Below are 26190 nucleotides of genomic sequence, written 5' to 3'. Positions count from 1 at the left end.
AGTCGTTATAGTACTGTGTCTACAATTACTGTCCCATAAAGGAATTATTACTGTTTTGGAGGGTACACAAAGAATCAGGATAATTAAATTGAAGGTTACATTGCACCTTCCTTTGAATTTTTGGAGACCATTTTTTAAAGTGATAGATATGAAAATTAAAGTTTATTTTTCAGTGGTGTTTGTTTATCTAATATTAATTGCAGGCACCGTAGAAGCAGCTACGGTCACAGTGAGCAAAAATGGTGAAGCGAATTACACAATAATTCAGGAAGCTATCAATAATGTAAAAGATGGCGATACAATTCTTGTTTACAGTGGAAACTTCACGGAAAATGTGATTGTTAATAAATCTGTGTCCATAAAATCTAACTCTGGCAATCCAGATGATACCATAATTCAGGCTTCCAATCCTGGAGAACATATCTTCAATGTGACTGAGGATGACGTAACTATCAGTGGCTTTAAAATTACTGGTGCCAGTAACATTGTTACATCTCCAACCGCCGGAGTACATCTCGAAGGAGTTAATAACAGCATTATTAATAACAACAAATTATCAAACAACGTAATCGGTATAGATCTCCAGAGTTCCGATCATAACATGCTAAGCAAGAACACTGTTTCTGATAATGAGAGAGGCATTAGTCTTACAAATTCTAACGGCAATGATCTCATCAATAATGATGCTTTTAACAACCGATTTGGCATCTACTTTTGGGGTTCCAAAAATAATATTTTGAGTTATAATAATGCAAGTTCGAACGAAGAAGACGGTATCTGGATTGAAGATGGCAGTAATAACAACACACTGAGAAATAACATGGTCTCAAATAGTAATGATGACGGTATTCTACTTACTGAATCCAGCAATAATAACACAATGTCAGGTAACAATGTAACTTTGAGCCTTGTTGGAGTTCAAATAACTGATTCCAACAATAATACGGTCAAAAATAATTTCATATCAAACAACAGCCGTATTGGAATTTCAATAATAAGGAATTCCAGTAATAATACAGTTAAAGATAATTTCCTATCAAATAACAGTGAAAGTATCGTAACGGAAAGCTCTACCAACCAAATCTACAATAACAAAATTAAGGAAGGAAAAATCCATGATACGAACGCTTCACAGATAGCATTTATCTGTCCTTTCCTGACAGTTGTTATATTTGGAATAGCAGTTATATTCTTGAGAAAAGAGTAGTTTTTGGTGAGAGCATGGGCAGAAAATTAGCAAACCTAGTTATTACTTTTTTAATCTTAGTTTTACTTTCGGAAACCGTATTTGCCCATGATTACCATGTACTTTCTTCTGATTTTCATGAAATTAATGGAACAACCTACTTTCCGCATTATTTTTTCACATATAATATTTTTCGTATTTTTCTCCCATCAATCTCAGCACTTTAATTGTTTCTTCATCCAGATTTAATACCTTTTTTATCCTCTTTCCCTCAATTTCGATCTCTAACTCCGTTATTCTCCTGAACTGAAAGAATACCCATTTCATTGTTGGAGTCTGTGTTTTCTTCTTTACTTGGTTTCTAATAGCTTCTTTTGTTTCCTCCAATCTTGTTCTCAGTTTCCATTCAGCTATTGAATACAATAACAAACACAGAACCATTACCATTGCAAGTGCTTCTATTCTGGACTCTTTTTTCAGGTACACCTCAGACACTCTGAAACTCTTATCTTTAAGGAACCTGAACCCTCTTTCAACTGTTCCCTGTTCTTTATAGTACTTTAGGAGTTGATCTGGAGTCAACTCCAGATCATTGGTTGCAAGAATGAACCTTCCTAACTTTGCTCTTTTTTCCTGTACTTTCTCCTGGTCGTGTTTTATCTCTGCTTCTATCAGGTAAAAAGTCTGTACATCTTCACCTTTCCTTGGTCTTCCTTTCTTGTTTCCAAGTCTGTGTGACTTAGTTTTTATTTCAAGTTTCTGGAATTCATACAGTTCATTCTCTTTCAACCATTGTTCAGCAGCCATTCTTGCGTCTGCTTCACAAGCAAACTCATGATTAGAAAGCTTTTTAAGAGACTTTTCTGCTGCTTCAAGCTCTTTGAGAATCTTTTCATCAAATTTCTTCTCTTCCTTCTTTTTCATTTCCTCTGAACAGAATACAACCCATAACTGTTCTACTCCACCATAACAGGATTTTACAGCAGAACAAGAATAACGTTCATCAGAGCATGTTTCCAGAATTAAGTCTGTCATCAATAATTCCTTTGATTCATTGATGGTTGCAGGTACTCTCGAGATGAAAAAAGCGTTAGTTCCTATCTCTTTGACATTATCTTCAGTATAAAATGCACTGTCTGCAATATGGTAGACTCTCTGATCAAGATTCAGGTTCTGTGTTACTTCCTTTATGGTTTTGATGAGAACTTTCTTATCGGAACTGTTACCATCTAACGCTCTCACAAACAGAGGAATTCTTTTCTGATCAGTAACCATAGAAATAGAAAAACGAAGTAAATCGACTCTCTTATCTTTAGGATGACCATAAGTAATGTTGATAGTTTTGCCGTTATCATCATTTTTATAGTCACCATAAACACTGAAATTTGTAGTATCTGAATGACAAAAACGAGGATTAATAGGAACGTGTTTCATAGCTTGCAGAATTATATGATTGAAGATTTCGGTTGCTCCATATTCCTGGATTTTGTCCAGAGTTCTGCCAAAAACGTCATCATTAAGGTGTTCTGGGAGAACACCTTCTCCCAGTAACCTTTCAGTGGGCAAGTTTTCAAAGAAAGCAGGAAATAGGTAAAGACGACGTTCAGTAAATCCTAAACCGTTAATGCACATTGCCTTAAGAACAGTAGAATGAGAAATGTTATGACCACTTTTCTTAGGAAGAAGAGTGTCAATCAAATCTGAAATTTCAAGTTCGTCAAATATGCCAGCAATAAGGCCATAATGACCAAGATGAGTTGTGGATTCAGAGATGGGAGAGAGAGTCATCAAGGGGAAATTGGATGAGATTTTATAAAAAGTAAGTACATGATTTGAAAAATATCAAATCCAGAAAATTTACTGCGGAAAGTGCGGAACAAGTAGTTGTCCAGAAAAAATTGTATACAATATTTCGTACTCTGGCTGGAATGATAGTCCGGACAAAACAAGTTCCCTGCTCTCAAAATTAAGTGAAGAACCTCTATCAGTTCCTCTTGACATTTCCCAAACAAGAATCGAAAACTCAACCCGGATCATATCTTCTTTTGGGGAAAGAAAAATAGGAAGCAAAAACGCTGCCGAAGCTTCTCTATTCATAAAAAATGAGATGGAAAACGCAGGTCTGCATGTCTCTCTTGATAATTTTTCCGTGAGGGTACGCACAAGGAATTTCAATTACTGGAATGTGAGTGGCGCAAACGTTGTGGGAGTTAAAGAGGGAAATGTCCTTAAAAATGAGATTATTCTCGTAACTGCACATTATGATTCAAGAATAATTGTACCTCCTAAACCCGGTCTACGAGGTTTTTTTGATTCCAGGGTCAAAAGGCCCTATCTCTGGCCGATCTGGTCCGATACTTACGTTTGCGAATCGGCCAACGGAACAGGAGTGGATGATAATGCAGGTGGAGTTGCCTGCATGCTTGAACTTGCAAAAACATTGCAGAATAAGTCATTAAACAGGACAATATATTTCATTGCCTTTTCCGGAGAAGAGTCTAATCTTCTTGGCAGCCAGGCATGGGTTGAAGCCCATCCTGAGCTGAAAGACAATATTGTTGCAGTTGTTAATCTCGACTGCGTAGGAAACGAACCTCTTTGCGTATGCTATCTTCCCCAGTATGCCTGGCTTAAAGATATTTTTGAAAATGAAGCAAGAAATTCGGGGGTTAGAATTCAATCTGCACTTATAGAAAGAGGAGATCATGAAATCTTTTGGGAAAACCACATTCCTGCAGTAGTCCTTTGCCACCACAATTACAAAAGTCATGATAATTTCCACGAATTGAGTGATACAGTTGATAATATCGATTTTTCGGTTATCAGGAATGCAAGTACTCTGGCTGCAAGAAGTGTTATTTATCTGGCAGATCCAGATGAGAATCAGGCTCCTCTTGTTAATGTTTCCAATCCGGAGATTTCAGAAGCCTCATTTGAACTCATCTATAACGTCTCCGACCCCGAAAGTACTGTGGAAGTCTTTTTTGACAATCAGAGCCTGGGAAATCTCCAATCAGGCAGGACTTTTTCGCTTCCGGTAGGAGGACATACTATCAAGGTTCTGGCAACCGACCGTTATGGAAATAGAGGCACCGAGAGCATAAATGTTGTAAATAAGGAAAAACAAAGCAGAAGTTCTGAACCTCCTCATCAGGAAATAGAGAGCTCTGAGAATGAGGTATCATATGTAATCGGTTATCTAGAAAATTCCGTGGACTCAAACAAAACTCTTTATTATTATCTGGATGATTTCGGGCCTCTGGATCCCGAGAATCTTTTTGTTCTCACCCCTGGTAGTCATAATTTAAAAATATGGTTTGAAAATGAAAACGGAACTCTGTTCATGGAGAATAAAACTTCTGATTTTAGAAAATATTCCATGGAACGAGTCCAGGTAGATAACCCATTCATGGATCGTAGAAATCCTCTTATCTTTGTCTCAGGTGTAGTTGCAATTTTGGCTGCTTTTGCGTTTTATGGGAAGTGGATAAAAAAGAGATTTTCGGGTCCAAAGGTCTCTGAAGATGAAAAAAAATAGGAGATATAATATATCGAATAAGGCACAAAATGAACCAGATAGCTCTAACACATCAGCAGATTGCCCAGCCTGTTCGCTAAGTTCCGAGTACGATAAATATTCAGACGCGAAAGTGGAAACTATAGAACTGTCAGAAAAAGAACAGAAAAAAGCTATAGCACAGGCATTATCAGATAAAAGTGTCTTTAAGCTGAAAGACGAATTGACAAAATCAGGCTATATCTTCTCTATTGAAGAAATTAACGTATCAAGGACGACTACAACAACAGAAAATGAAACAGTAACAACTACACTTGTAGGGATACCATTTAATGGCACAGATGAAAATGAATCTGCTATAATTGTATTTGCTTCCAATGAACTTGGAAGTGCTGTTGTGGCAGGTGTTCGAAGTGGTGGTGAAATTACAATGTTGCAGTACGATTCTGTTACAGATCAAGTGCAAATAAGAGGAGCAGCTTGTGAATTCTGCATGTGGGCTGCTCAAAGTATATGTAATTGGAGCTCAAGTGAAATCTGTCAAGAGGCGAAGGTATGTTAAACCCCATCTTTATTTTTAGTTCTATTTTCTTAGTTTTCTTAGTAGCTTCATCAGTTACTCGTATCATAATAATGACTTATTACCCACAGTACACTTATTTTGCACATGTACTGTCTACGTTTTTGATTTCTATAGGCACAGGTTTTTCAATCCCCTTCATAATTATGAGATATATTTCACTTCCCCCCACAATCAGTCCAGAGATAAAAAAATGGATCAAAATTGGGCTTATTATTCTGATTTTTGTATCAACATTTCTGGAAACTTATTACGGATCTATGCCTCAAACTCAATGATAAATATATGTAATCGATAAATTTTTACTAAAACTTAATTAAAAATTTTAAAAATGGAAGACATATAAATGTAAATGAATTTGCAATGTTAAGATTACAGAAGTTTGTAAATGCAACTTTGAGTAAAAACTCAAAAAGAGATGGTGTGCCAATTTTTCTGTAAAATCATAAATATCAAGAAGTTATTGAGTAGAGAATTCCATATCGGAAGATCAATTATCTACATAGTACGTAAAAACTTGACTTCAAATTTACAGCAAATTCGAGACACTGCCTTTTTTAAATTTAGTAGTAAATTATTATATAATAAAACACTGGTCGTTTTATAATATTAACAGAAACTATATATATCTGTGTTTATAATCTTTTTTTTGGTGTTACTATGAAAACCTGTAATGTGTTGATTTTATGCGTTATTATAGGATTGATGACTATTCCTGCGGTTTCCGCTGAAAAACAAGACTCCGAAAATGCTAACACAAAAGTTATTTTAGATTCTACTGGACAAGATTACATTGTTAGTCCCTGGGTGGAAAATTCTTCTGATACAGAGAATTGTATCTCTTCTTTACGGTCAACTCAATATATAAGCCAGGGGCAGACTATAACACACTATGTGGGCGTAGGCTCAGGAGTAAATTATCTTGAGGTAGATCTGAATTGGGGAGACACAAGTGATTCTCTGACTCTCAGCGTTTACACCCCATCAGGAAGCAAAGTAGGAACTTACCGTGATAATTATGATGGAAGCGTAAATGGCAGGATATGCCTCGATATATATCCTTCTCAGGGATATGTAGAACAGGGAACTTGGCAATTTAAAGTATATGGAGAATCGGTTAGTGGAAGCCAAAGTTACACGCTTAATATCTACCAGCGTTAAGCTTCAAAAAAAGCTTACCATTTTCTTATTATTTTTTCTGTTAACAGCAACAGCTGGAGCTACGGAATATATAGTAAGCCCAGCTCCAGGTGACCAGGTCGGAGTTTCGATTGACGGAGAAGAGGTAGTACAACTTAAGGACTTTACAGTCTACTGGCAGTTCTTGCTCTGGCTGGCTGCGATGCAAATCTTATCAATAATAGACGTATTGCTGTACTTTACAAAACTCATTTTCGTGGTACTAGGATTCAAAATTGTAGATACAGAAAATGTACTAGATAATCTTAATCGGTCCAGTATTTATACGTATATCAAGACTAAACCGGGAGCATGCATTAGTGAAATTGTAGAAAAAACAGGCTTAGGCAGAGGAAAAGTAAGGCATCATATAACTATTCTGGCAGTTCAGAACAAAATTGAAGTCCATAAAGATGGCGGAAAGATTAGGTATTTCGAAAATAATTCCACTTATGATGAAGAAGAAATAAAAATTATTTCTGCTCTTCAAAACATAACAAATCAAAGAATAGTTTCAGAAATACAAAATGGAAAATGTAATACAAACTCAGCTCTTGCACATGAAATCGGAGTTTCCAGAGCTACAATTAGCTGGTATATGAGAACTCTTAAAGAAGTAGAACTCATAAATGAAGAAAGAAAAGGAAAAAACATCATTTATAGAATAAACCCTTCTTATGAAAATTTGATTGAAAAATATGGATAAAATAACCTTGAATCCAGTTTTAAAAATACCGACTATCAAAAAGTTTCTGAAAAAGTCTGCTTCAATCTCTCGACATCCTTTTTTAATTAATCAGATATTGTTTTTCCAGTCTACTTATTGTGGTAAAAAGACATCGATGACAAAGTTTTAAAACTAGATGAACTCTTAAAGTCCGATTTTGCCGTAGAAAAATTCAATATCTCAAAAACATACCAGCCATTTTTTAGCAAAAAGCCTGATCACTAGCTGTATACTTTGAATAATTGACGTTGAACTATTCTATATATAACTTTCGACCAATTTCTCTAACTGTTTTTTGTAGCTCATTTTAGATCTGTAAAGATTCCCTGATCTCTGATAGTTAGAGAAATTGGCCGGAAAACTTATAAAGGATTCTCTAAAACTGAATAAGTGGGAATGTTTGCAGAGTTCAGTGAAGTTTGAGAACGATCCTGAACCCTGCATACCCGAAGGCATGGAGTATATTACTTTTTAACTATTTTAAAGTTTGCTTCGTGCCTCTTGAATAAAAGTGAAGAGGTGGAATAGATTGAAATTAAACAGCAAAATTAGACGAATCAGCGGGCTTTTCATGATGATGCTCGTTGTAAGTATGATGCTGGTTACGCCTGCAATGGCGTGTCCTGCGGGGACATCTTGCAATTTTACTGCAAGTGGAATTGAAAAGAAAGAAATAACAGGAATGGAAAAGTACGAAAAAATTGCTTTTGCTCTAAATCTTAAAGATGTTCAAAAACTTTCAGGAAGTCCTTCTGCCACAGACTTGAAACAAATTGAAGATGGTGCTAAAGTTTATTCCCTAGAAAAAACACTGGAAGATGGGTCTGTAGATAATGTGACAGGAGTTATATTGCCAGTGGAAGTTATTGCTAAGGATAATGTCTCTGTTCAAATATCCAATGTTTTTGTAATATGGAGTGATGAAAAACCTGCACAAGTAATGAGTGCTACACAAATTTTTGAAGATAAAACATTGAACGAATTAACTTTAAGTAGAGTAGGTGACGATGGGGAAATTCTCAATACACAAATTGTGAGCAAAGGGGCTATAATTGGAGATGTCAATGCAGACTTCTTCACCACTAGTACAAAAGATGGTTACTGGAGCTGTGTTGCGCAGGCGATTATCGATGACTGTCTTTGCTCAGTTTTAGGTATTGTTTGCCCTCCTGGAACGCCCTCAATATGTGACGTTTGTTTAACAGTGCTTGCGCCTTGTTACTATATGCCTTCGATTCCAACTTGTTCACCAGCTGCACTTTGCATGGGTCTTGAAATAGCAGTTGTACTGGCAAAGTGTTATTGATGTGGCATATACAAAGTTCAGTCTGAACTGAAAAATACTTAATGTTTATTAGAGGTTTTCACCTCTTATTTTTTATGAGGAGAGAAAATGGTACCAAAAAAGAGTTTATTCCTTGTTTTTGCAATAATTGTTTTTGCAATTTTTTATTATGGTTTTGAAGAAAGAGTGAACTCAGAATCGGTCTCTAAAAACTTGATCAATAAACAACAAGAGATATCTGATATATCTTATGATGAAAAATTAACTATGTTTATAGGAAATGAATCTATAACCACTGAATCTAGTTTTTTAATCAAAAAGCCCAATATGTATAAAAGAGTCGATCGGGTAAATTCTTCTACATGTTTAACAATTGGTTCAGATGGAACACTGACATGGGAATATGATCCAATTAAAAACAAAACATGGTTAATGAATAACACCTCACAGAATCCTTTACAGTTCATTCCAACCTATAGTGAATTTATTGACCCTATATCAGATAATTGTACTATCAATTACAAAGGTAGTGAATATTTAGGAAAAGTCAAAACTTATAAACTCGAAGTAATTTCAAGTAAACTAAGCGAATCCAAAGGCTGGCATCGTTTTTTATGGATTGATCCCAAAATCTGGATGCCGCTAAAGATCCAAAGTTATAACGGTGACAAACTTCTGATGACACTAGAATATGAGAATTATTCTATAAATTCAGGCATAAAAGATACTGAATTTAAATTTAAACCTCTAGAAGGTACTGAGGTGGTCAATATATGAATATAGATTATATTGTAAAAGAAGAATTATTACGTTCATTCCCAGTATTAGTTGTTAGTTTTTTAATAATTGGGCTACTAAATAGGGAAGGATATATTCCGCTAGGGATGTCAGGGGTATTTATTCTTTCCCTCTTTATTACAGCTATCCATTTCTCTTTTATGGTCTGGTATAGAAAAAAGGAACAAATTGATAACAATAATTTTTTCGTTATAATTAACCATATTTTGAGTTCAAAGTCTCATGACGAAAAAATCACAGAGGTCTATAAAGATGAAGAAACTAAAATTTCGTCATCAATTCGAGAACATATGGGTCTTCTACTCGTTACAATACTTTTGTATGTCGCCTATCTTTATGCTTCTTTAGTTTATAATATGGATCAGATATACTGGATTTTGCTTTTATTATTTATCGGAGTCTCACTCTCAAAGATCATATATGGTGAAAGGAAAGCAAATCAAAAAGATCCTATAAGATTGCTGGTTTTCTACGTAATCGCATGTACCTTCATTTTTGTACGTTACCTTGTTCTTGATTATCCTATTCTTCCTATTTTGAAAGGAAGTATAATTCTTGGAATATTACTGATATTTTTGGTTCTAGGAATAAAATGGTTGCAGCGCAAACAGAATTCAGATAATTGAGTTTCCTATTATCGACATACACAGATTCGTGAAAATAAAAGATGTACTTATAGGGATTCTCATGAAAAATATTTCTCATATAATAGCTCTCCTGACTATAATTTATTTATCTCTTATTTTTATACCGACGGCGTATGCAAATCCAATCACAATTCAGTATTTTCATCAAAAAGGTTGTCATGATTGTGAAATAGCCGATCCTATTGTCGATCGAATAGAAGTTCAATATAACAATAGCATCATGATAACACGAATTGATACCAGCACTGCTGATGGCTTCAATCAATGGAACAAATATGGTTTTCTTGAAGTTCCGGCTATTGTGATAAACAATGAAACAAAAATTCCTAAAGAAGAAATTACTGAAGAGAAGCTAAACACATCAATCAACAAATACTTTTTGGAAGAGGGAAAGAATACTGAAAATTCCACAGAAAAGATGCCGGAAAAAGAACAGGATAATGGATATATTAATACAAATCTGAATTTGCCATTTGCCTATTCACTCGGCCTTTTTGCAGGTTTTTCACCTTGTTTAATGGCTATACTAGGGTTTCTTTTAAGTTTTACTGCAGGAACATGCAGTAGCACAAAAAACGGTATGGTACGTGCAGTAATATTTGGATTGGGACTGGTGAGTTCCTACATAGTTTTAGGTCTGTGTTTGCTCTCTTTTAAGAAATCAATTCCCAGTTTGGAAAGTTTTTCCTATATTACAGGCATAATTATAATTCTTATTGGGTTAAACCTCATGGGAATTTTAAAATCACCTGTTGCTCTGGATAACTATTTTCAGAACTCTGCTCGGAGATATACGGGTACTCTGGGTGGAATTTTTTTCCTTGGGATATTATTTTCTTTTGTAAAAGTTCCTTGCACTGCTCCAATGCTCCTTGTTCTGCTCAATAAAACCATCACTAGTGGAACAGCAAATAATCTGATCCTGTTACTTGCTTTTAGCGCTGGAGTATTGACACCTTTTATCGGAATTGGCTTGATAGGAGGTTATACTCTATCTAAACAAATTCGTTCATATAAAATATACTTGAAAAAAATCAGTGGATTTGTGCTTATATTACTTGGTTTATGGATAATGTTTTAAGCTTAATTTTGAAAAATTCATAAATAATTACAAATGTCTTCAAGATTATTAGTTTTACAATATTTAAAAAAGAATGAACTGTTGAAAGATGAGTAATATGACAACAATGAAAAAATTTAGCTCAATATTTGTTCTGACTTTCATAGTTGTAGCCCTCTTTGCTTCAGGCTGCACGGAAAAAAACATGAGTGCAGAACAAATTGCAGCCCAGATGATGGATAAAGAGAACAATACTCGAGATTATTCATATACAATGCACGTGACCTCTTACTTTGGAGGAGAAACCAAAGAATCAGAATCCAAAACTATGTTCAAAAAGCCTAATCTGATTAAAAGTATTGTAACAGAACCTGGTAAAGAAAATCAAACTATAATCGTTTCAGATGGGAAAACTGTGTGGAGTTACATCCCAGATACAAATACGGTTACAAAAATGAAAATTTCCAAAGCTTCTGAACTTACGAAAAATGATTATACCAATATTATAGATGATTTCCTGAACGATACTAATGTAACAGTACTTAGAGTTGAGAATGTAGATGGAAGAAAAACTTATCTGCTGGAAACAACTCCGAAAGAAAACGATGGAGAGTACATGCTTATATACAAAACAAAAATTTGGGTAGATCAGGAAACATGGATGCCTCTCAGGTATGAGACATATAACGGCGATGGAAATCGAACCATGAAATTGGAAATTCAAGACCTTAAAGTTAACACAGGGCTTCCAGATTCGGAATTTAAATTTGAGGTCCCAGAAGGCGCAAAAATAGTAGACTTAGGAGAAATTAAGCCTCCTGAAAAATTGAGCCTTGAAGAAGCCAGAAATGAAGTCAGTTTTAAGATCCTTACTCCGGAGTATCTGCCTGAAGGCTATGAATTCAATAATTCAATGGTCTACAACAACAGCCAATTTTCTCCTGAAAACCAGAGTTTTGAAACCGTTGAAATTACGTACACAAAAGACGAAGCCTTTATAAGTCTTGCAGAAACCGTCTCTATGAACCAGTCATCCGATTCTACAATTATGGATAGAGGTGAGGATATTCAGATTAACGGGATAGAAGGAAAATATCTTTCGATGGGGAAAACGAAACTTTTGATGTGGAAGTTAGGAAAGGTTAATCTAAGTCTTTGTGCTTCCCTGGAAAAAGACGAAATGATGAAAATCGCAGAATCAATTTCAGAAAAAGCATAAAATTCGTGATACTCAGGAGAACCAGAATTAGAAACGGGGAACAAGAATTAGAAACAGAATACAAAAAGTAGAAATGGAATACAAAAAGTAGAAACAGAATACAAAAAGTAGAAATAGATAACAATAGAAACTGTGATTTGAATTGTTACACGGATAAAAAGTGATAACAATTTTCTTTCTTTTTCTGTTCACTTGAGCTTAACACTTAATCTTTTTTGAATTCAGTTTTATGAAAACTGAATTTTTTGATGTGGAATAGTGGAATAGTATGCTGAAGATTCTGTAAAATCACAGTATCAATAATTCTTCTACAAGGAAGTAGAGTATATAAAGGCAAAGTAGGAAAACTAAGGATAGAGATATCTCTAGTGAAATAATGACAATGAAACACTATCAAGCAATAACAAAAGAAACGCAGCGAAATAAAAAAGAGAAATAATACGAAAATTGTTTAAGCCCGCCCGCAGGCGGGAAACTTGAGTTATTGAGATTTACTCTGCCGGAGCTTCCGCTGGAGCTTCTGCTGGGGCTTCGAGACCGAGAAGAGCTTTTATGGATTTGCTCCCATACTCAACGACTTTTGCATTTATCTGGACAATGTCAGGAGCAACTTCCTTGCCGCGGACCATCTTTCTCCTGCGCTGCCCTGGATGTTTAGGGGTATAGCCAACACCGACTGCCATCAGGATTCTCTGTCTTCTGGGACCTAGAAGGTCAGGTTTCATAACAAAACCGCTGCCATCACAACCGCCAGTTATCTTTACTTTGTAACCGGACAGGCCGAAAACAGCACCATCAACAACGTCGCCTATTGACTTTCCGATTAATGCGTTTGCTTCAGCGTCTTTTACATCAATCTGGTAAGCACGCCCTTCCTTTGGGTCAGAAACTACAACTTTGAAATTAGCCATGTGAAATTCTCCAATATCAAATTTACTTTTAATAATTCCTTTACCTTGCCTCTTCATCCGAAACTTTACTCGGATTTTCCTGAATCTTTACCTGAACCTTCCGTGCATTCTGAACATAATTTCTGAATATAATTATACACTTATAAGCATTATTTTGCCCAGAAAGGATTATCTTTTCTTTTCAGGGAAAGAAAAATATCAAGAGTTTCCTTTTCATCGGTTGAAAGGGAATCGTATATCTCGTGCTCAAGAACTTTGGCATGCCTCTCAGGCACGTTGACGTAGAGCACGTCCTCCTCTTTGATCTGCCTGCCTACGGTTGCACCTTCAATTGCCATTGCAACCTCTTTGCCTACTCCTGCAGACGGGATATTCTCTCCTTCGATCTGCAGGCCTTTGATCTTACCTACAACGTTTCCGTTCTCAAGCATCACATCGGCATTTGTCCGCACGACTCCGCCAAGCACTCTTATGCCGACAACTGCGGGTTTACTCTGGCGGAATATGCAGCCAGGAAGGATTTTGAATTTTCCCGGACGGATTATTGTTTCGAAAATCCTCTTTTCAGCCTGCTCCTGCTGCTCTTTTACATATTTCTGGTAATCTTCAACCAGGCGGTAAATCACGTCACTTGTGAATACCTTCACAGTGCTTTCCTGCAGGAAATCTCTGGCGTCAGGGTGAACTTTGACATTGAAACCTATAATCACCGAATAAAGTGGGTCTTCAACTGTCGAAGCCTCAATTGCGTCCCGGTGTGAGATATCTCCTACTTCGGCTTTCCTGATGGAGACCTCATCTTTCTGGAACTCATGGACAAGAGCTTCAAGGGAGCCGAGCGTATCCGCTTTGATCATAATTCCGACCGCACCAGTATCAATCCTGACTTCATCGATCTCGGATTTTATCTGGTCTACAATCTCGTCAAGAGTATCTTCGTTAGCAACCCTTATTGGAGAACCTGCAAGTGCACCTTCGAGCCCTGGAGCTGAAATCTTTACTCCAACTGCAGCAGTAACCTTGTTTACCTGCTTGAACTTGCTCTCATAACGCATCTCAGAAAGTTCCCTTGGCTTTAAGAGAGCACGAACCTTTGTCTGGATTGGTTTTCCCAGACTTCCAATAACAACAGTATCGCCCTTTTTCAGAGTACCGTCATAAAGGATAACATCCAGGGTCGCACCAAGCCCTTTTTCTTCCTTGACCTCAAGCACAGTGCCGACTCCGGGACCTTTGGCACTGTAATGCAGGTTTGCTTCAAGGAATTTCTGAGCCAGACCTAGAAGTACCATCAGGACATCAGGAATTCCTTCGCCTGTCATGGCACTTACAGGCACTACACCCAGGGTTTTCTGGAAGTTTGTGACCCTATCATACCGTTCTGCTGCAAAGCCCTGGTTGTATAACTCTCCGATTACCTCGTAGAGCTTTGTCTCAAGCCGGGCCTGGACGTCTTCAGACTGTTTTTTGAAAGTGACCGCAAAAGGCAGGTCTTTTTGTGAAACCCAGCCGCCAATCCTGTCAATCTTATTCGCAACAACAACAAAAGGAGTTTTGAACCGCTTTAAGATCTGCAGGCTTTCGTAGGTCTGAGGTTTGAAACCTTCGTTTATATCCACTACAACGATTGCAAGATCGGCAAGAGCGCCTCCCCTGCTTCTTAGTGTTGTAAAGGCATGATGTCCAGGTGTATCAATAAAGAGCAGTCCTGGCACTATGAACCTATCCCGAAGCCTTGGGTCTCCAAGCTTGTTGATAATTACATCTATTGGAACTTCAGTTGCCCCGATATGCTGGGTGATAGCGCCGGCTTCTCCACTGACAATTGCAGTACCCCTGATCTTGTCCAGTAGAGTCGTTTTCCCGTGGTCGACGTGCCCCATCACGCAGACTATAGGAGTCCTCAAATTTTTCTTGTCGGCCATATGCAAAACCTCTCTCATTCCCGCGTCTTATTTGCTGCAGGTCCAGAAGGGTCCGGGTTTACCCTGACGGACCCAAATTGCAGGTCGGATAAACAAAGGCCCTGAATCGTGTCCTGAAGTTTCAGAAACGCGAAAAGGCTTTGATGCACCTGCTTTATTCGTACAGACAGACCTCGTCAATCCTGGAATAGTTCCCGATTTCGGAGTCCTTAAAGTGAATTGCAATTTCCCTTGCAGCAGCTTCTGGGGAATCGGAAGCATGAACTACATTTCTGCCTACATCCAGAGCAAAATCCCCACGGACTGTTCCGGGAGCTGCATCTACAGGATTTGTAGCCCCGTTTATAGCCCTCATAACTCTAATTGCATCTTTTCCTTCAACTACCATTGAAACTGAAGGTCCCGACGTTATGAATCCGACAAGGCCGGGGAAAAATGGCTTGGCTGCATGTTCACTGTAATGCTCTTTTGCAGTGGCTTCACTGATGACGTTCATTCTGAGGGCAACGATTTTCAGGCCCCGCTTCTCGATTCTGGAGATTATCTCTCCTACCAGCCCGCGCTGGACTCCGTCAGGCTTTACCATAACGTATGTCTGTTCCATGTGCACACCTTAATAATCCGAACAAATAAACTGACAATTCTTATGCTTTCTTCAACTGGATTTTGCCTTTTTCAGTCCATTCGGTACGCCTTGGAAGCCTACCCAGGTTGAAGTTACTCATACACTTGGAAGAGTGAATGTAGTAGGTAGAACCGTCTTTCTTGACGTAGAGCTTACCGGTTCCGGGCTCCAGCATCTTTCCGCAGAAATAGCATTTTCTCTGTTCCATTATCTCACCGCTTTCTTATCTGGTGGTCAGTTTCTTTGCTTCTCTTGAGGTTTCAAGAAGCATCAGGATGTCACCTACGCGGACCGGGCCCACGCAGTTTCTTGTAATTACACGGCCTTTATCCCTGCCTTCCAGAACCCTGCACTGGATCTGACTGGCTTCACCATGCATACCTGTATTCCCGATAACGTCAATAACCTCAGCAGCAAAACCGCCGGTTATGTTTTCATCAGCCATAATTAGCACCTCATGTTATCAGGATTATTTAAGGGCTTCAAGTTTCTGGGCAATGTCCTGGACCATTTCACCTGCTTTTCCTGCATCTACGATTGCGACAGTTGCGCAGGACACACCAAGCCCACTGGCTGCACCGAGTTCCTTCTGGTTTTTGATGAAGATGTAAGGTGCTTTCTTTTCTTCGGAAAGTGGAGCTATGTGAGCAATAATTTCGGCAGGCTCGATATCTTCTGCAATAAGGACGAGCTTCGCATTGCCTCTTTCGATTGCTTTTGTGGCTTCATTGGTGCCCTTTTTAATCTTTCCAGTGTCTCTGGCAAGCTCAAGAGCTTCAAGTGCTTTGTTTGTAAGTTCTTCTGGAACGTCGAATTTAGCTAATTGTGCCATATAAGATTCTCCTTCGAAATTGCGAGTCTCGCAATTTTTCATCAATCATTGGTTTTTTAACACACATCTGTCAACATTGAAATCAAATATTAAATCGAAATAGTATAGACTTCAATGCGGAGAGTAAATGAGTTGAAATATAGATACTGCTAGCTAAATGCTGCAGATCGAACCTTAGAAGTACATGATCACCTATAAACTTTCTGCTTGAAAACGTGAGTCATAAACCAAAAGCAGAAGTAAAATAATAAGAAATTCGTATATATAAAGCTATTTTCAGTTACGAGATAAAAATGAACTAATACGTCATGGTTATAAGGAATGTAAGAAATTTTGATTTCATGGACGCAATTTACTATGAAGCTCATAAAAATCTCTATATAAACCTTACAAACCGCTGCAGTGCAGACTGCGTCTTTTGCATCCGTAATTTTGCAGACGGGGTTTACGGATATGACCTGAGGCTTTCAAGAGAACCGACAACAGAGGAAGTTATCGGAGCCCTTGAAGGACTGGACCTTTCAAAATACAGAGAAATCGTATTCACAGGCCTTGGAGAGCCAACCATCAGGCTTGATGTGGTGCTAGCAGTAACCCGCTGGCTGAAAAGCCGGAATATTCGAGTAAGGCTAGATACTAATGGACAGGCAGCCCTGATAAATCCGGGAAGAGATGTAGTCTCAGAACTGAAAACCGCAGGGTTAGACTCTGTTTCCGTAAGTTTGAATGCCGAGTCCGAAGAAAAGTATAACAAACTCTGCAGACCGATTCATAAAAATGCTTATTCTGCAGTACTTGATTTTGTTAAGAAAGCAAAGAAGGCAGGAATCAGTACAAGGGTTACAGTAGTTAATATACCCGAAATTGACCTGGAAAAATGTAGAAAGCTTGCAGAGGAGCTTGATTCGAGCTTCCACATAAGGACTTTATCCGAAGCTGCAAGCAAAGAAATCTGAAAGCTGTCAAAGGTAAATTATTTGATAAAGTAGTACTAATATGACCATTTCTATTAATATGATTAGAATTAGCAGGAGATAACAAGTAGATCATACTGCTACGAATACGAGTATAAAAACGAAAACAATCTATACTAAATAAATTGTATATTTTACTGAGTAAACTATAGTTATTACTGAGTAAACTATAGTTATTACTGAGTAAACTATATTTTTGTATGATTCAACATAAGAAAAAGCAATATGTCTATTTTTAAACGATTTTATTTTAAAGACAATTTCATAAAATAACTGTTTCAAATTTTAGATTAACACAAAAACTCTTTTTGAGTTTTTTATGTTTTTTCGTTATTCAATCTTATTATAAGAATAGAAAAAGTAATAGTTAAGATTTTCCTTTTTTATTTAAGGGTTTAACTCTAATGCGTGAAGTCCCACTTCCTCAACAGCTTCCATTGAGAACCGGCAGGTGGCAGGTGGGAAATGAAAGCCGTCAATTTCAAAGAATATTCTTTAACAAAAATTATTTATTTTCCTTATTCAGAATTACCAATGCAAAAACATTGTGATGTCAGCTTCTCAATATATAGTAATATAGTAATCTTCTCTACAATTAATAAAGCTGGAGGTTTAAGCCTCCAGGGCTAATATTTCAGGTGTCCTCGTTTTCGTATTAATTTCCAGGCCTGTATTTTTCATCATCAAGGTTCTCAAAGTCCTCCAGGTTTTCCTCTCCAGTCCGTTTTTTAAAGGCTCGATTTTTCAGATAGATCGCTACTATTAAAACTGCCAGTAAAAGGAATATTGGATATTTAAAGAAATTAAGCAGTCCCGAAAGCCTTAATGAACCTTTTGTAGAAGTTGAACTCTCTGCAGCAGGATAGTTTTCACTTTTTATATCACCCGACATTTTACCTGAGGAGGCTGAAGCAATCTCAACTACATTTTCAATGCCTCCCGTTGTTGCCATGCTTTCTTTTAAAGGCAGCCCGAGCCCTTCTCCTGAAAGGAAACGAGCATCTCTGAATATCTGTGCAAAAACCGTGGAGTTCCGCTCAAAAAGATACGCTGCTCCGTCATCACTTGCTGCAGCAAGGGTTGAGCTATCGAGAGAAACGGACACACTATTAATATTTCCTCCGCAACTGTAATTCCATAACTCTTTCCCATCCAGATCTAGCACGTAAAGCGTATCGTCCCAGCTTCCGGCTGCAATAAATGACGAATCCGGCGAAATTGTAACAGAGTAGATGTCGTCTTTTGCCCTGTAGTCCCAGAGTTTTGTTCCTGTGCTGTTAAACAGGTAGATTTTATCGTCAAAGCTTCCTGCTGCCAAATACGAACCGTTGTTTGTCAGGGAAACGCTGCTGATCCAGTAAGCAGGGTTGTGTATCCAGGAAAAATCCCCTTTATGGTTAAGGAAATATACATTATAATTGGAGCCTCCGGCGGCCACATAACGAGCCTGTGGAGTAATGCACACACAATTGATTACACTGCCTGTCTTTTGTTCCCAGATTTTATTTCCTTCTCTGTCAAAGAGGTAAATACAATAATTAGAACCTCCGGCTGTAACGTAAGAGCCTTCTCTGGAGAGGGCTATACTGCGGACAGAGTCACCGGAATCAAAATTCCATAACAACCTGCCTTCTTTATTAAAAAAATAAATTTTGCCGTCATCACTGCCTGCTGCTACATATGAACCATCGGAAGAGACTACAACACAATTCACACTGCCCCCTGTTTCGTAACTCCAGAGTAATTTTCCTTCCCTGTTAAAAAAGTATATATTCTTATCGTTACTTCCTGCAACTACGCCAGTCCCTTCGGGAGAGATTGATACAGTGTAGACAATATCTCCAGTAGTATAATTCCAGAGTTTCTTCCCCTCAGAATTAAAAAGAGAAACATCATGATTAAAATCCCCAACTGCAAGATAATTTCCTCTGGAAGAAAGAGAAACCGTATTAACTATACATCCTGTTTCACATTTACAAAACAGGTCAAAAGCTCTGAGTTCCGAAAGATTTACGTCCCCACTGTCCGGGATAACAGGATCTGCAGCTCCCAAATCTGTAGATAGAAGGAGGAACAGACCCAGTGCTATAAATAACCATATTCCCACTGACTGTCTCATAGTTTATACTTTAGGAGTTTATTCAACATGAATTTTTTGTAAAAGTTTTGCGTTAGAAAAGGAGAAAAAGAACGACTACTAATATTGAAATCTGATTCAGTTGAACCTTCAAGGTCTACATTGAAAATATTTTCGTTTTTATCAAACTGGCTTTTGATTCCAACTGTATGTTCCTCAGAAATCTAGTTCTTGGGATTATCTTCAAATCTAACAATACACCAGACGAACTTATTAATCTGAAGATGATTTTTCTTTAGTATTGCAAGAAAATTTTTACCATGGATAGCTTTTTCTGCTACAGGACATATAATGAGTTTATCCCAAAACTTGAAATTTGCTTTTTGGACCTTGTATTTTGAATAATCAATAAAGATCATGATCATGGTAACAATTCTGAAAATTCCCAATGATCAAGAATAAAGTAGCTTTTGGGATAGGCTCAATGTAATCGTCTTTTGCAAAATAATATAATAAGGGATCAGTCCAATTTTCATCTTTATTCAATCCTTCTCCTACTACATCCGGCATTTTATCTTTTTTTACTTTTATGTAATGTTTGTAACCTCTATTATCCCAATTGTAAATTAAATTATAAGTTGGCAAGTTATATTTTTCAAGAATAGCTCTAACTTCCAATTCAGTAGTCCCATCTTTAAATTGAATAATCAAGCCAGGTATTTGTTCATAGGTCGGCACTTGCTCATAAGTTGATCCTTATTTCATAATTTGATCTTTGTTTCATAGTTTGACCCCGATGTATAATTTGGCGACTTTGCAAACAATCCCCAAAATATTACAAGAATTAGAAAAACAATAAGAGCAGCAGTTTCTTTGTTTGTTTTAATCATATTCACCACACATTAAAAATAAGGATTTTTTAGCCTCACATATACCCGATGTACTTCTGAACCACAAGCTTCACCATATTGCTGCCCAGAGACCTCAGGAGACAGGATTAGTAAGCGTAAATATACGCAGCTAACATAATCGTGTCTCTTAAGGATATCTTATGGAGTTCAAATGTACTTCACAGGCACAGTTAAACTTTGTAAACTATCTTTTACCAATTTAATATAAATTTTTGGGAGAAAGACCCGACTATATACCTTTTTTTATATTCAATTTCTGTAATTGTCTCCTAATCTTTGATTATTTGAGAGCTCTTACACAGAAAAGTAGAGAAAACTCAATTAAAAAATCGGAAACACGGAAAGCACGGAGAAATAAGTAGTAAGGGTGTGGTTCTTCCGTATCTTCCGTGCTTTCCGTTGTTTATCTTCTCGTTTGAAATATAAGCGGCTTAACAATTAATTTCACTTTCAAGTATTATTTACACTTATTGTTCGTGTTTATATGTGTATATATTTCCTGGGTTGACTATAATCTTGTATCAGTGGATAACCAAAAACTATAAAACCGAAAATTGAAGCTAAAAACCCGAGCTCTCAGACCTTTTCAGCCAGGAAAACAAGAGATCCTTTTTTAGTGCCATTTCCAGAATAGTTTGTCGGGACTTTAAGTTCAATTTCCAGAGCTTTACTTGTATTGTTTTCAATCACTTCAGAAAAGTCTGGCCAGAAACGGGAAGAAATATAGATCCCTTCAGAAAAAACTGTATCTGAGGGATCACTAACCTCAGCGGAAATCCTGACATTACCTTTTCCTGTGTTCCTTATCGTCAAAACCTGTGGTTTACTTACCTGTTCTGTTGACTGCCCGGAGAGCATGGTTCCTAAATTAAGGGTATCTCTGTCAATTTCAATGAAAATGTCCGAGGTATTATTTGGTTCAGGCATTCCGATTGTGACCTCAAGATCCACACCGGTTACGAAAGGAGGTCTGGCAAGTGGAAGATAATCGAAATCGCTTCCATTAATCTGGAATGGTAAATCGCAGATCCCATCCGAGTTTGAATCATTTGAGACCTGAGAGAAGCCGGTCCCTTCCGGATTCGCCCAGAAATTTCCTCCCATGCTTGGTCCTCCTACGATGTTTGTCCCTGGCGACTGTGTAGTATTCCAGATATTTCCTTTAGTATTTTCGGCTTTAACATTTACGCGATTATTGAAGTAATTGTTATAAATGCGGTTATCTGCACTGTAGTCCAGCAGGTAAATGCCAGATTCGTTACTCGTTGTTATTGTATTGTTAGACAGCTCATTGTCGTGGCAGTCCTCTCTTAGAAAAATGCCTGTGCTTCCGTTTGAAATCGTGTTATTATAAACTCTGGAATCGAAGACGAAAGTTAGATAAATCCCTTTCTCGCAGCCTAGAATCAGGTTGTCACGCAGGACGGTCCTTGCCTGAACGTCATAGATGTCAATTCCATTACTGCAGTTTATAATTTCATTTCTTGAGACAAGATTGTTTCCACCACAACAGGCAATACTTATTCCTTCACCGTTTGAAACCCTGTTCTGGAACATTATATTATCCCAGCAGTGGGCCCCAATAATGAGGTTACTCTCTTCAATAGCATTATTTATTAGCAGGTTTTCGCCGCACCCTTCGTCAAGCCAGATGCCGTTGCGGAAAAAAGTATTCTTCAAGACTGTACTATTCTTGGAATCCTGCAGATAAACCCCGTACCTATTTTCGAAAAATATGTTATTCTCGACTGTGCAGTTGTTAACCTGCTCAAGGCAAATCCCTGCTGAGGGACAACCAAACCCATCCCATTGGTATGTAGGCTTATCTGGCTCTGAACTGAAAGCCTGCTCAGGATCGGCACTCTCAAAATCACTGGAATTATTGAAGCCACTGGAATCATTGCCCATTTCGGAAACGTTTGAAAAACCTGAAACATTAGAGATGCTGGAGACAGAGACGTTGGAAACTTCCCCTGACCCGGTTATATTGAAGCCGCTGACAGTTACATTATCGGCTTTAATCTGAAACACACTGGAATTTTCATCCCTCGTCCTTATAAGCACATTTTCAGGGTTCTCAAACTCCGAACTGATATTTATACCTGAAACATTGACAACAATATTCTCCTGATATTCCCCGGCTTTCACGATAACTATATCTCCGGACGTAGAGTTATTTACTGCAGCCTGGATCGAGTTTCCAGGCTCTACATAAATGACCTCTGCACTTCCGACGCCTGCCGAAAGTAAAAATAAAATAACAATCAGCACGGCATTTAACCTCCGCCTGCTGCTACAATCTCCGATAAGTACAATTCTCAGAACCAACCCCCCAGAAACTTTACATAGCCCCTCCGGCTTAGAATACAATAACTTTAACAATAACTTTAAGCCGACAGTTATTGTTTGTAATGAAGATAATTTGTTAATATACAGATGAAATCAATAATTTATATATTAACTGTTTCCTTGTTTTTAAATATCTCTTTGTTTCTACACGAAACCCGAGCCTGTAAATAGAAAAACCTTACAAGTAGATATAAATTGAACCTCAAAAGTTATAACCATAAAAAGAAAACAAAGCAGGACCTGGTTTAACCGAAATTTAACTTTAACAGGAGATAAGTATGAGGAAAATTGCTCTTACAAAAAAGATAGAAGACACCGCTTTTAAAATGAACGCGGATTTTATTGGGATTGCAGATGCAGCTTGCTTTGAAAACCCGGAATATACAGGAAACAAACCTCAGGACGTGATGGCAGGCGTTCAATCAGTTATAGTTCTGGGAGTTGGCATACCAAGAGGAGCTTTTGAGACACTTCCAGCCGGGCGGGCAGAATATACCAATACTCTTATGGCAGCAACTGCAACCCTTCGAATAGTCGCTTTTCAAATTGCAAAACTTATTGAGAAGGAAGGATACAAAGCAACTATTGTGCCTACAGAGGGAAGTGAGTTTGGATACTGGTATGCTGACCGCGAGACACTTAAAGCAAATCTGTCTATCAAATATGCCGCATACCATGCAGGACTGGGAAATTTCGGCATGAATCACCTCCTTATTACAAATGACTTCGGCCCCAGAGTTAGAATGACCGCAATACTGACCGATGCCCCACTAGATAAAGAAGAAAAGGGTACCTTACTACCGTTTATCAACGAAAAATGCAGCAACTGCATGAAATGCATTGAAGTATGCCCGGCTGGCGCTATCTCTCGGGATGGAAAAATTGACAGGCAGAAGTGCGCACAGTACATGTTTAATGTACTGGGAGGTCTGCGTTGTGGGCTCTGTGTTAAAGTCTGTCCACAGTAAACTTGCTTGTGGTTTACCAACATTACTTTTAGTAATTTTGGGACTAAAGAGATACGTTTAATCGAGAGGGTAGCGAAGGGTAGATTTTGAGTGAAAGCAACCGATAAGATAATTCGGAAACTGAACTTAATGTGTCTCCCGGTAGGCTACCTTAAATCAATTGATACCGAAAACATCCAACATATGTTGAAAATCAGTTAATGCAAACTTACTTAAATAGATTCAGAGTTTACGGTCAATACCTTTTCAATCATTTTGAGATTATTTGGAAAAAAGCCATTATTATGTTCTTGTTTGTAAGATGTTAAGCCAAATACTTTGACAAATTCAAGTTATTTTAATACTTTTTGCTGTCACAACTTACTAAAACTTTCTACTGTTGCGGTTCTCATATGTATAATTAGAATTTAGATTTAATTAGAATTATAATTAGATATAGAATTATAGATTCTATTAAAGCTCCAATAATTATCGCTATAAGAAGTGGTAAATCAGGTTGACCAATCACATTTATATAATTCAAAATAAAGAAAAAGGCAAAGCAAGCGATAAATAATATCTCATAACTTGATTTTTTCATCATAATAAGTTGTCCTGTACAGTAAGAGTTCCAGAGCCATTCTTTATCCTCGGAAATTCGGCTGATGATCCAAAACTCATATTCAAAGAACCAATTTTGAGTGTTGGGATAAGTTCAGTTACAGAATAGTAAGCTCCGTAATTTCCATTTTGATCGCACGATAAATAAACCTTAACGTAATAGTTCTGAACGGTTAAGCTGTTACCTTTGTATCCAAAACCATAATGGAAGTTCCCCTGGCTATAAACTTCTGCAGTACTATTGGAAATGATGTCCTCACCTTCTTTCCAGTTAGAAATCTGCCAGAGATTGAAAGGCATATTATGTACATACCATGAATCTACATGATAAGGTTGTACAGATTTATTATCATACCTGAAATACCCTTTTGTGTAGATAGTAAACAATTTCCAACCAAAAGAATTGTATTCACTTACAGAAGATATTAGAAGAGGAGTATAAAGTAAATTATTCTCGGACTGTAAGTTCATCTCATTTTCTTTATTAACTGGTTGAACCGTATTATTGTTAACTTTCAAATTCTCAATTAAAAAATGACCCCGATTAGTAAAAGTTATGTTTGATCCATCTTCCAGTTGATATGTTCTTGAATTACTTTTGCCTGGAACATTATTGTCTTCCTGTGTTGAAATATCGTCTGTCGTTATTGAAATATTGTCTTCCGGTATTGAAATATTGTCGTTGTTTGCTTTACAATAATTAGCAATCACATAGTCTGCAGCCAGGTTTTTTGTATTAGAATTTAGTGCATCTATTAGACCTTGCTCTATTTCAGAAGGCTTAACATTCGTTGCTAAACTATCTTGTGCACTTGCAGTCGGCACAAATACCATGCATAGAAGTAATATTGTTAAAAGCAAACTTTCTATTCGAAATTTCTTCTTTTTTATCGTTTAAATTACTCCTATGTGCTTTACCAAGAAGCAAGTTTAAGAATCTTAAACATTCCCAAAGCTAACATAATCATGCCTTTTAAAGCCTGTTTTACAGAATTGGGGTGATTACAGAATTGGGGTGATTACTGGATTAGAGCAATTTTGGAAATTAGATTTAAACCCTACAAACATCTTGTTAAAAGTTTATAAATTTTCTGTGTAAACTCTCAAGCTATTCAATTTTCATACTTATATAGAGTCTGTGATTATTTCCTGATCTTTGATGATTTGATTATTGAATAGGAGGCATATATATGAGCGAATTACTAACTAATATCACGAAAGTGATGTGAATGAACAGCATAAATATGACAATTAGGCAAGCAATAGAATTTGGCACAAAAGCACATGCTGATCAACTTGATGATGCAGGAAATAATTATTTTATGGCCCATTGTTGGCAGGTCTATGAAATTATTAAAATACTTTACCCCGAGGACTTTGAACTTCAGGCGGCTTCTCTACTTCACGACACGTTAGAATACACCGACACAACATATAAAAATTTAGTTACTACTTTTGGCGAAGATGTCGCTAATCTCGTTCGTGAAGTCACACATGAAAGAAAAGAAGATGATACAGGATGGTATTTCCCTCATTTGCATTCTATACGCGGAGTCGTCTTAAAATTTGCTGACCGCACTTCTAATTTGTCCCGAATGGAAGGTGTATGGGACGCTGAAAAGATTGAAAAGTACATCAAAAAATCGAAATTCTGGCAGTCCGAAGATATATAAAAACACATAGCTAAATTATTTTAGTTATGTATATTTTCTCTTTTTTCAGGCTTCTTTATGAAATATTTGAGTTTTCAGCATTATAGAAATCCTCTAAAATAACAAATTTCATTAGTATAAACCCAAATGCTGAAATTTTCTTCAGTA

The 26190-nt window shown here is 37.2% G+C and carries 26 protein-coding genes; 13 read left to right on the top strand and 13 right to left on the bottom strand.

Features of this window, described 5'->3' with window-relative positions; all coding sequences use genetic code 11:
* Positions 1–148: 148 nt before the first annotated feature.
* Positions 149–1207, top strand: coding sequence for a right-handed parallel beta-helix repeat-containing protein (locus MSBRW_RS07270; protein ID WP_011308285.1), 1059 nt, complete (start codon positions 149–151; stop codon positions 1205–1207).
* Between the two features lie 156 nt (positions 1208–1363).
* Here MSBRW_RS07270 and MSBRW_RS07265 read toward each other — a convergent pair whose 3' ends face one another.
* Positions 1364–2974 (bottom strand): IS1634-like element ISMba11 family transposase, encoded by a 1611-nt coding sequence (locus tag MSBRW_RS07265; RefSeq protein ID WP_011306124.1) that lies wholly within the window; start codon positions 2972–2974, stop codon positions 1364–1366.
* A 319-nt stretch (positions 2975–3293) separates the two neighbouring features.
* Here MSBRW_RS07265 and MSBRW_RS07255 point away from each other — a divergent pair, with 319 nt between their 5' ends.
* From MSBRW_RS07255 to MSBRW_RS07210, 9 genes are all read left to right on the top strand, one after another.
* On the top strand, positions 3294–4724 hold the full coding sequence (locus tag MSBRW_RS07255) for a M28 family metallopeptidase (RefSeq protein ID WP_011308286.1): 1431 nt from the start codon (positions 3294–3296) through the stop codon (positions 4722–4724).
* Positions 4711–5265 carry a hypothetical protein gene (locus MSBRW_RS07250; protein WP_011308287.1) on the top strand — a complete coding sequence of 185 codons (555 nt, stop codon included), beginning with the start codon at positions 4711–4713 and terminating at the stop codon, positions 5263–5265. The genes MSBRW_RS07255 and MSBRW_RS07250 overlap by 14 nt, the downstream gene beginning before the upstream one ends.
* Before the next feature lie 678 nt (positions 5266–5943).
* Positions 5944–6444 carry a hypothetical protein gene (locus tag MSBRW_RS07240; protein ID WP_011308288.1) on the top strand — a complete coding sequence of 167 codons (501 nt, stop codon included), beginning with the start codon at positions 5944–5946 and terminating at the stop codon, positions 6442–6444.
* Between the two features lie 181 nt (positions 6445–6625).
* Positions 6626–7168: a winged helix-turn-helix transcriptional regulator gene (locus tag MSBRW_RS07235; protein ID WP_230670000.1), complete on the top strand. Its 543-nt coding sequence runs from the start codon at positions 6626–6628 to the stop codon at positions 7166–7168.
* Positions 7169–7718: 550 nt separating this feature from the next.
* On the top strand, positions 7719–8495 hold the full coding sequence (locus tag MSBRW_RS07230) for a hypothetical protein (protein ID WP_011308290.1): 777 nt from the start codon (positions 7719–7721) through the stop codon (positions 8493–8495).
* Positions 8496–8582: 87 nt separating this feature from the next.
* On the top strand, positions 8583–9251 hold the full coding sequence (locus MSBRW_RS07225) for a LolA family protein (protein ID WP_011308291.1): 669 nt from the start codon (positions 8583–8585) through the stop codon (positions 9249–9251).
* Positions 9248–9898 (top strand): hypothetical protein, encoded by a 651-nt coding sequence (locus MSBRW_RS07220; protein ID WP_011308292.1) that lies wholly within the window; start codon positions 9248–9250, stop codon positions 9896–9898. The genes MSBRW_RS07225 and MSBRW_RS07220 overlap by 4 nt, the downstream gene beginning before the upstream one ends.
* A gap of 61 nt (positions 9899–9959) precedes the next feature.
* A complete protein-coding gene (locus MSBRW_RS07215) occupies positions 9960–11000 on the top strand; it encodes a cytochrome c biogenesis CcdA family protein (protein ID WP_011308293.1) in 1041 nt (346 codons plus the stop codon).
* A gap of 97 nt (positions 11001–11097) precedes the next feature.
* Positions 11098–12198, top strand: coding sequence for an outer membrane lipoprotein-sorting protein (locus tag MSBRW_RS07210; RefSeq protein WP_230669998.1), 1101 nt, complete (start codon positions 11098–11100; stop codon positions 12196–12198).
* Positions 12199–12689: 491 nt separating this feature from the next.
* On the opposite strand, the gene MSBRW_RS07205 is transcribed toward MSBRW_RS07210, so the two are convergent.
* From MSBRW_RS07205 to rpl7ae, 7 genes are all read right to left on the bottom strand, one after another.
* Positions 12690–13109 carry a 30S ribosomal protein S6e gene (locus tag MSBRW_RS07205; RefSeq protein ID WP_011308295.1) on the bottom strand — a complete coding sequence of 140 codons (420 nt, stop codon included), beginning with the start codon at positions 13107–13109 and terminating at the stop codon, positions 12690–12692.
* Positions 13110–13258: 149 nt separating this feature from the next.
* On the bottom strand, positions 13259–15034 hold the full coding sequence (gene infB / locus MSBRW_RS07200; protein ID WP_011308296.1) for a translation initiation factor IF-2: 1776 nt from the start codon (positions 15032–15034) through the stop codon (positions 13259–13261).
* Positions 15035–15048: 14 nt separating this feature from the next.
* Positions 15049–15183, bottom strand: coding sequence for a hypothetical protein (locus MSBRW_RS23830; protein ID WP_255361873.1), 135 nt, complete (start codon positions 15181–15183; stop codon positions 15049–15051).
* Between the two features lie 5 nt (positions 15184–15188).
* Positions 15189–15638 carry a nucleoside-diphosphate kinase gene (gene ndk, locus MSBRW_RS07195; protein ID WP_011308297.1) on the bottom strand — a complete coding sequence of 150 codons (450 nt, stop codon included), beginning with the start codon at positions 15636–15638 and terminating at the stop codon, positions 15189–15191.
* A 40-nt stretch (positions 15639–15678) separates the two neighbouring features.
* Positions 15679–15867 carry a 50S ribosomal protein L24e gene (locus MSBRW_RS07190; RefSeq protein ID WP_011308298.1) on the bottom strand — a complete coding sequence of 63 codons (189 nt, stop codon included), beginning with the start codon at positions 15865–15867 and terminating at the stop codon, positions 15679–15681.
* Between the two features lie 15 nt (positions 15868–15882).
* Positions 15883–16104 carry a 30S ribosomal protein S28e gene (locus MSBRW_RS07185; RefSeq protein WP_011308299.1) on the bottom strand — a complete coding sequence of 74 codons (222 nt, stop codon included), beginning with the start codon at positions 16102–16104 and terminating at the stop codon, positions 15883–15885.
* A 24-nt stretch (positions 16105–16128) separates the two neighbouring features.
* Positions 16129–16491, bottom strand: coding sequence for a 50S ribosomal protein L7Ae (rpl7ae, locus tag MSBRW_RS07180; protein WP_011308300.1), 363 nt, complete (start codon positions 16489–16491; stop codon positions 16129–16131).
* 308 nt (positions 16492–16799) lie between these two features.
* Between rpl7ae and MSBRW_RS07175 the strand changes: the two genes are divergently transcribed.
* A complete protein-coding gene (locus MSBRW_RS07175) occupies positions 16800–17447 on the top strand; it encodes a TatD family nuclease-associated radical SAM protein (RefSeq protein WP_011308301.1) in 648 nt (215 codons plus the stop codon).
* Between the two features lie 673 nt (positions 17448–18120).
* Here the strand turns inward: MSBRW_RS07175 and MSBRW_RS07170 are convergent.
* The 4 genes from MSBRW_RS07170 to MSBRW_RS07155 form a co-directional block, all read right to left on the bottom strand.
* Complete coding sequence (locus MSBRW_RS07170; protein ID WP_011308302.1) at positions 18121–19584, bottom strand: WD40 repeat domain-containing protein; 1464 nt, start codon at positions 19582–19584, stop codon at positions 18121–18123.
* A gap of 182 nt (positions 19585–19766) precedes the next feature.
* Entirely contained in the window at positions 19767–19961 is a 195-nt protein-coding gene (locus MSBRW_RS24200) for a UPF0228 family protein (protein ID WP_157209509.1), read from the bottom strand.
* Entirely contained in the window at positions 19948–20280 is a 333-nt protein-coding gene (locus MSBRW_RS24195; RefSeq protein ID WP_011308304.1) for a hypothetical protein, read from the bottom strand. The genes MSBRW_RS24200 and MSBRW_RS24195 overlap by 14 nt, the downstream gene beginning before the upstream one ends.
* A gap of 749 nt (positions 20281–21029) precedes the next feature.
* The gene (locus MSBRW_RS07155; RefSeq protein ID WP_230669994.1) at positions 21030–22781 is read right to left on the bottom strand and encodes a right-handed parallel beta-helix repeat-containing protein; all 1752 of its coding nucleotides are present in this window, start codon (positions 22779–22781) and stop codon (positions 21030–21032) included.
* A 299-nt stretch (positions 22782–23080) separates the two neighbouring features.
* Between MSBRW_RS07155 and MSBRW_RS07150 the strand changes: the two genes are divergently transcribed.
* Positions 23081–23770, top strand: coding sequence for a 4Fe-4S binding protein (locus MSBRW_RS07150; protein ID WP_011308306.1), 690 nt, complete (start codon positions 23081–23083; stop codon positions 23768–23770).
* A 579-nt stretch (positions 23771–24349) separates the two neighbouring features.
* On the opposite strand, the gene MSBRW_RS07140 is transcribed toward MSBRW_RS07150, so the two are convergent.
* Positions 24350–25204, bottom strand: a complete 855-nt coding sequence (locus MSBRW_RS07140) for a hypothetical protein (protein ID WP_011308307.1) — start codon at positions 25202–25204, stop codon at positions 24350–24352.
* Positions 25205–25599: 395 nt separating this feature from the next.
* Between MSBRW_RS07140 and MSBRW_RS07135 the strand changes: the two genes are divergently transcribed.
* Positions 25600–26043 carry an HD domain-containing protein gene (locus tag MSBRW_RS07135; protein WP_011308308.1) on the top strand — a complete coding sequence of 148 codons (444 nt, stop codon included), beginning with the start codon at positions 25600–25602 and terminating at the stop codon, positions 26041–26043.
* Positions 26044–26190: the final 147 nt, after the last annotated feature.

Origin of the sequence: Methanosarcina barkeri str. Wiesmoor (genome assembly GCF_000969985.1) — an archaeon.
GTDB lineage: Archaea > Halobacteriota > Methanosarcinia > Methanosarcinales > Methanosarcinaceae > Methanosarcina > Methanosarcina barkeri_B.
The sequence above is the reverse complement of the archived record's forward strand: the minus strand, read 5'-3'. Positions and strand labels throughout refer to the sequence as shown.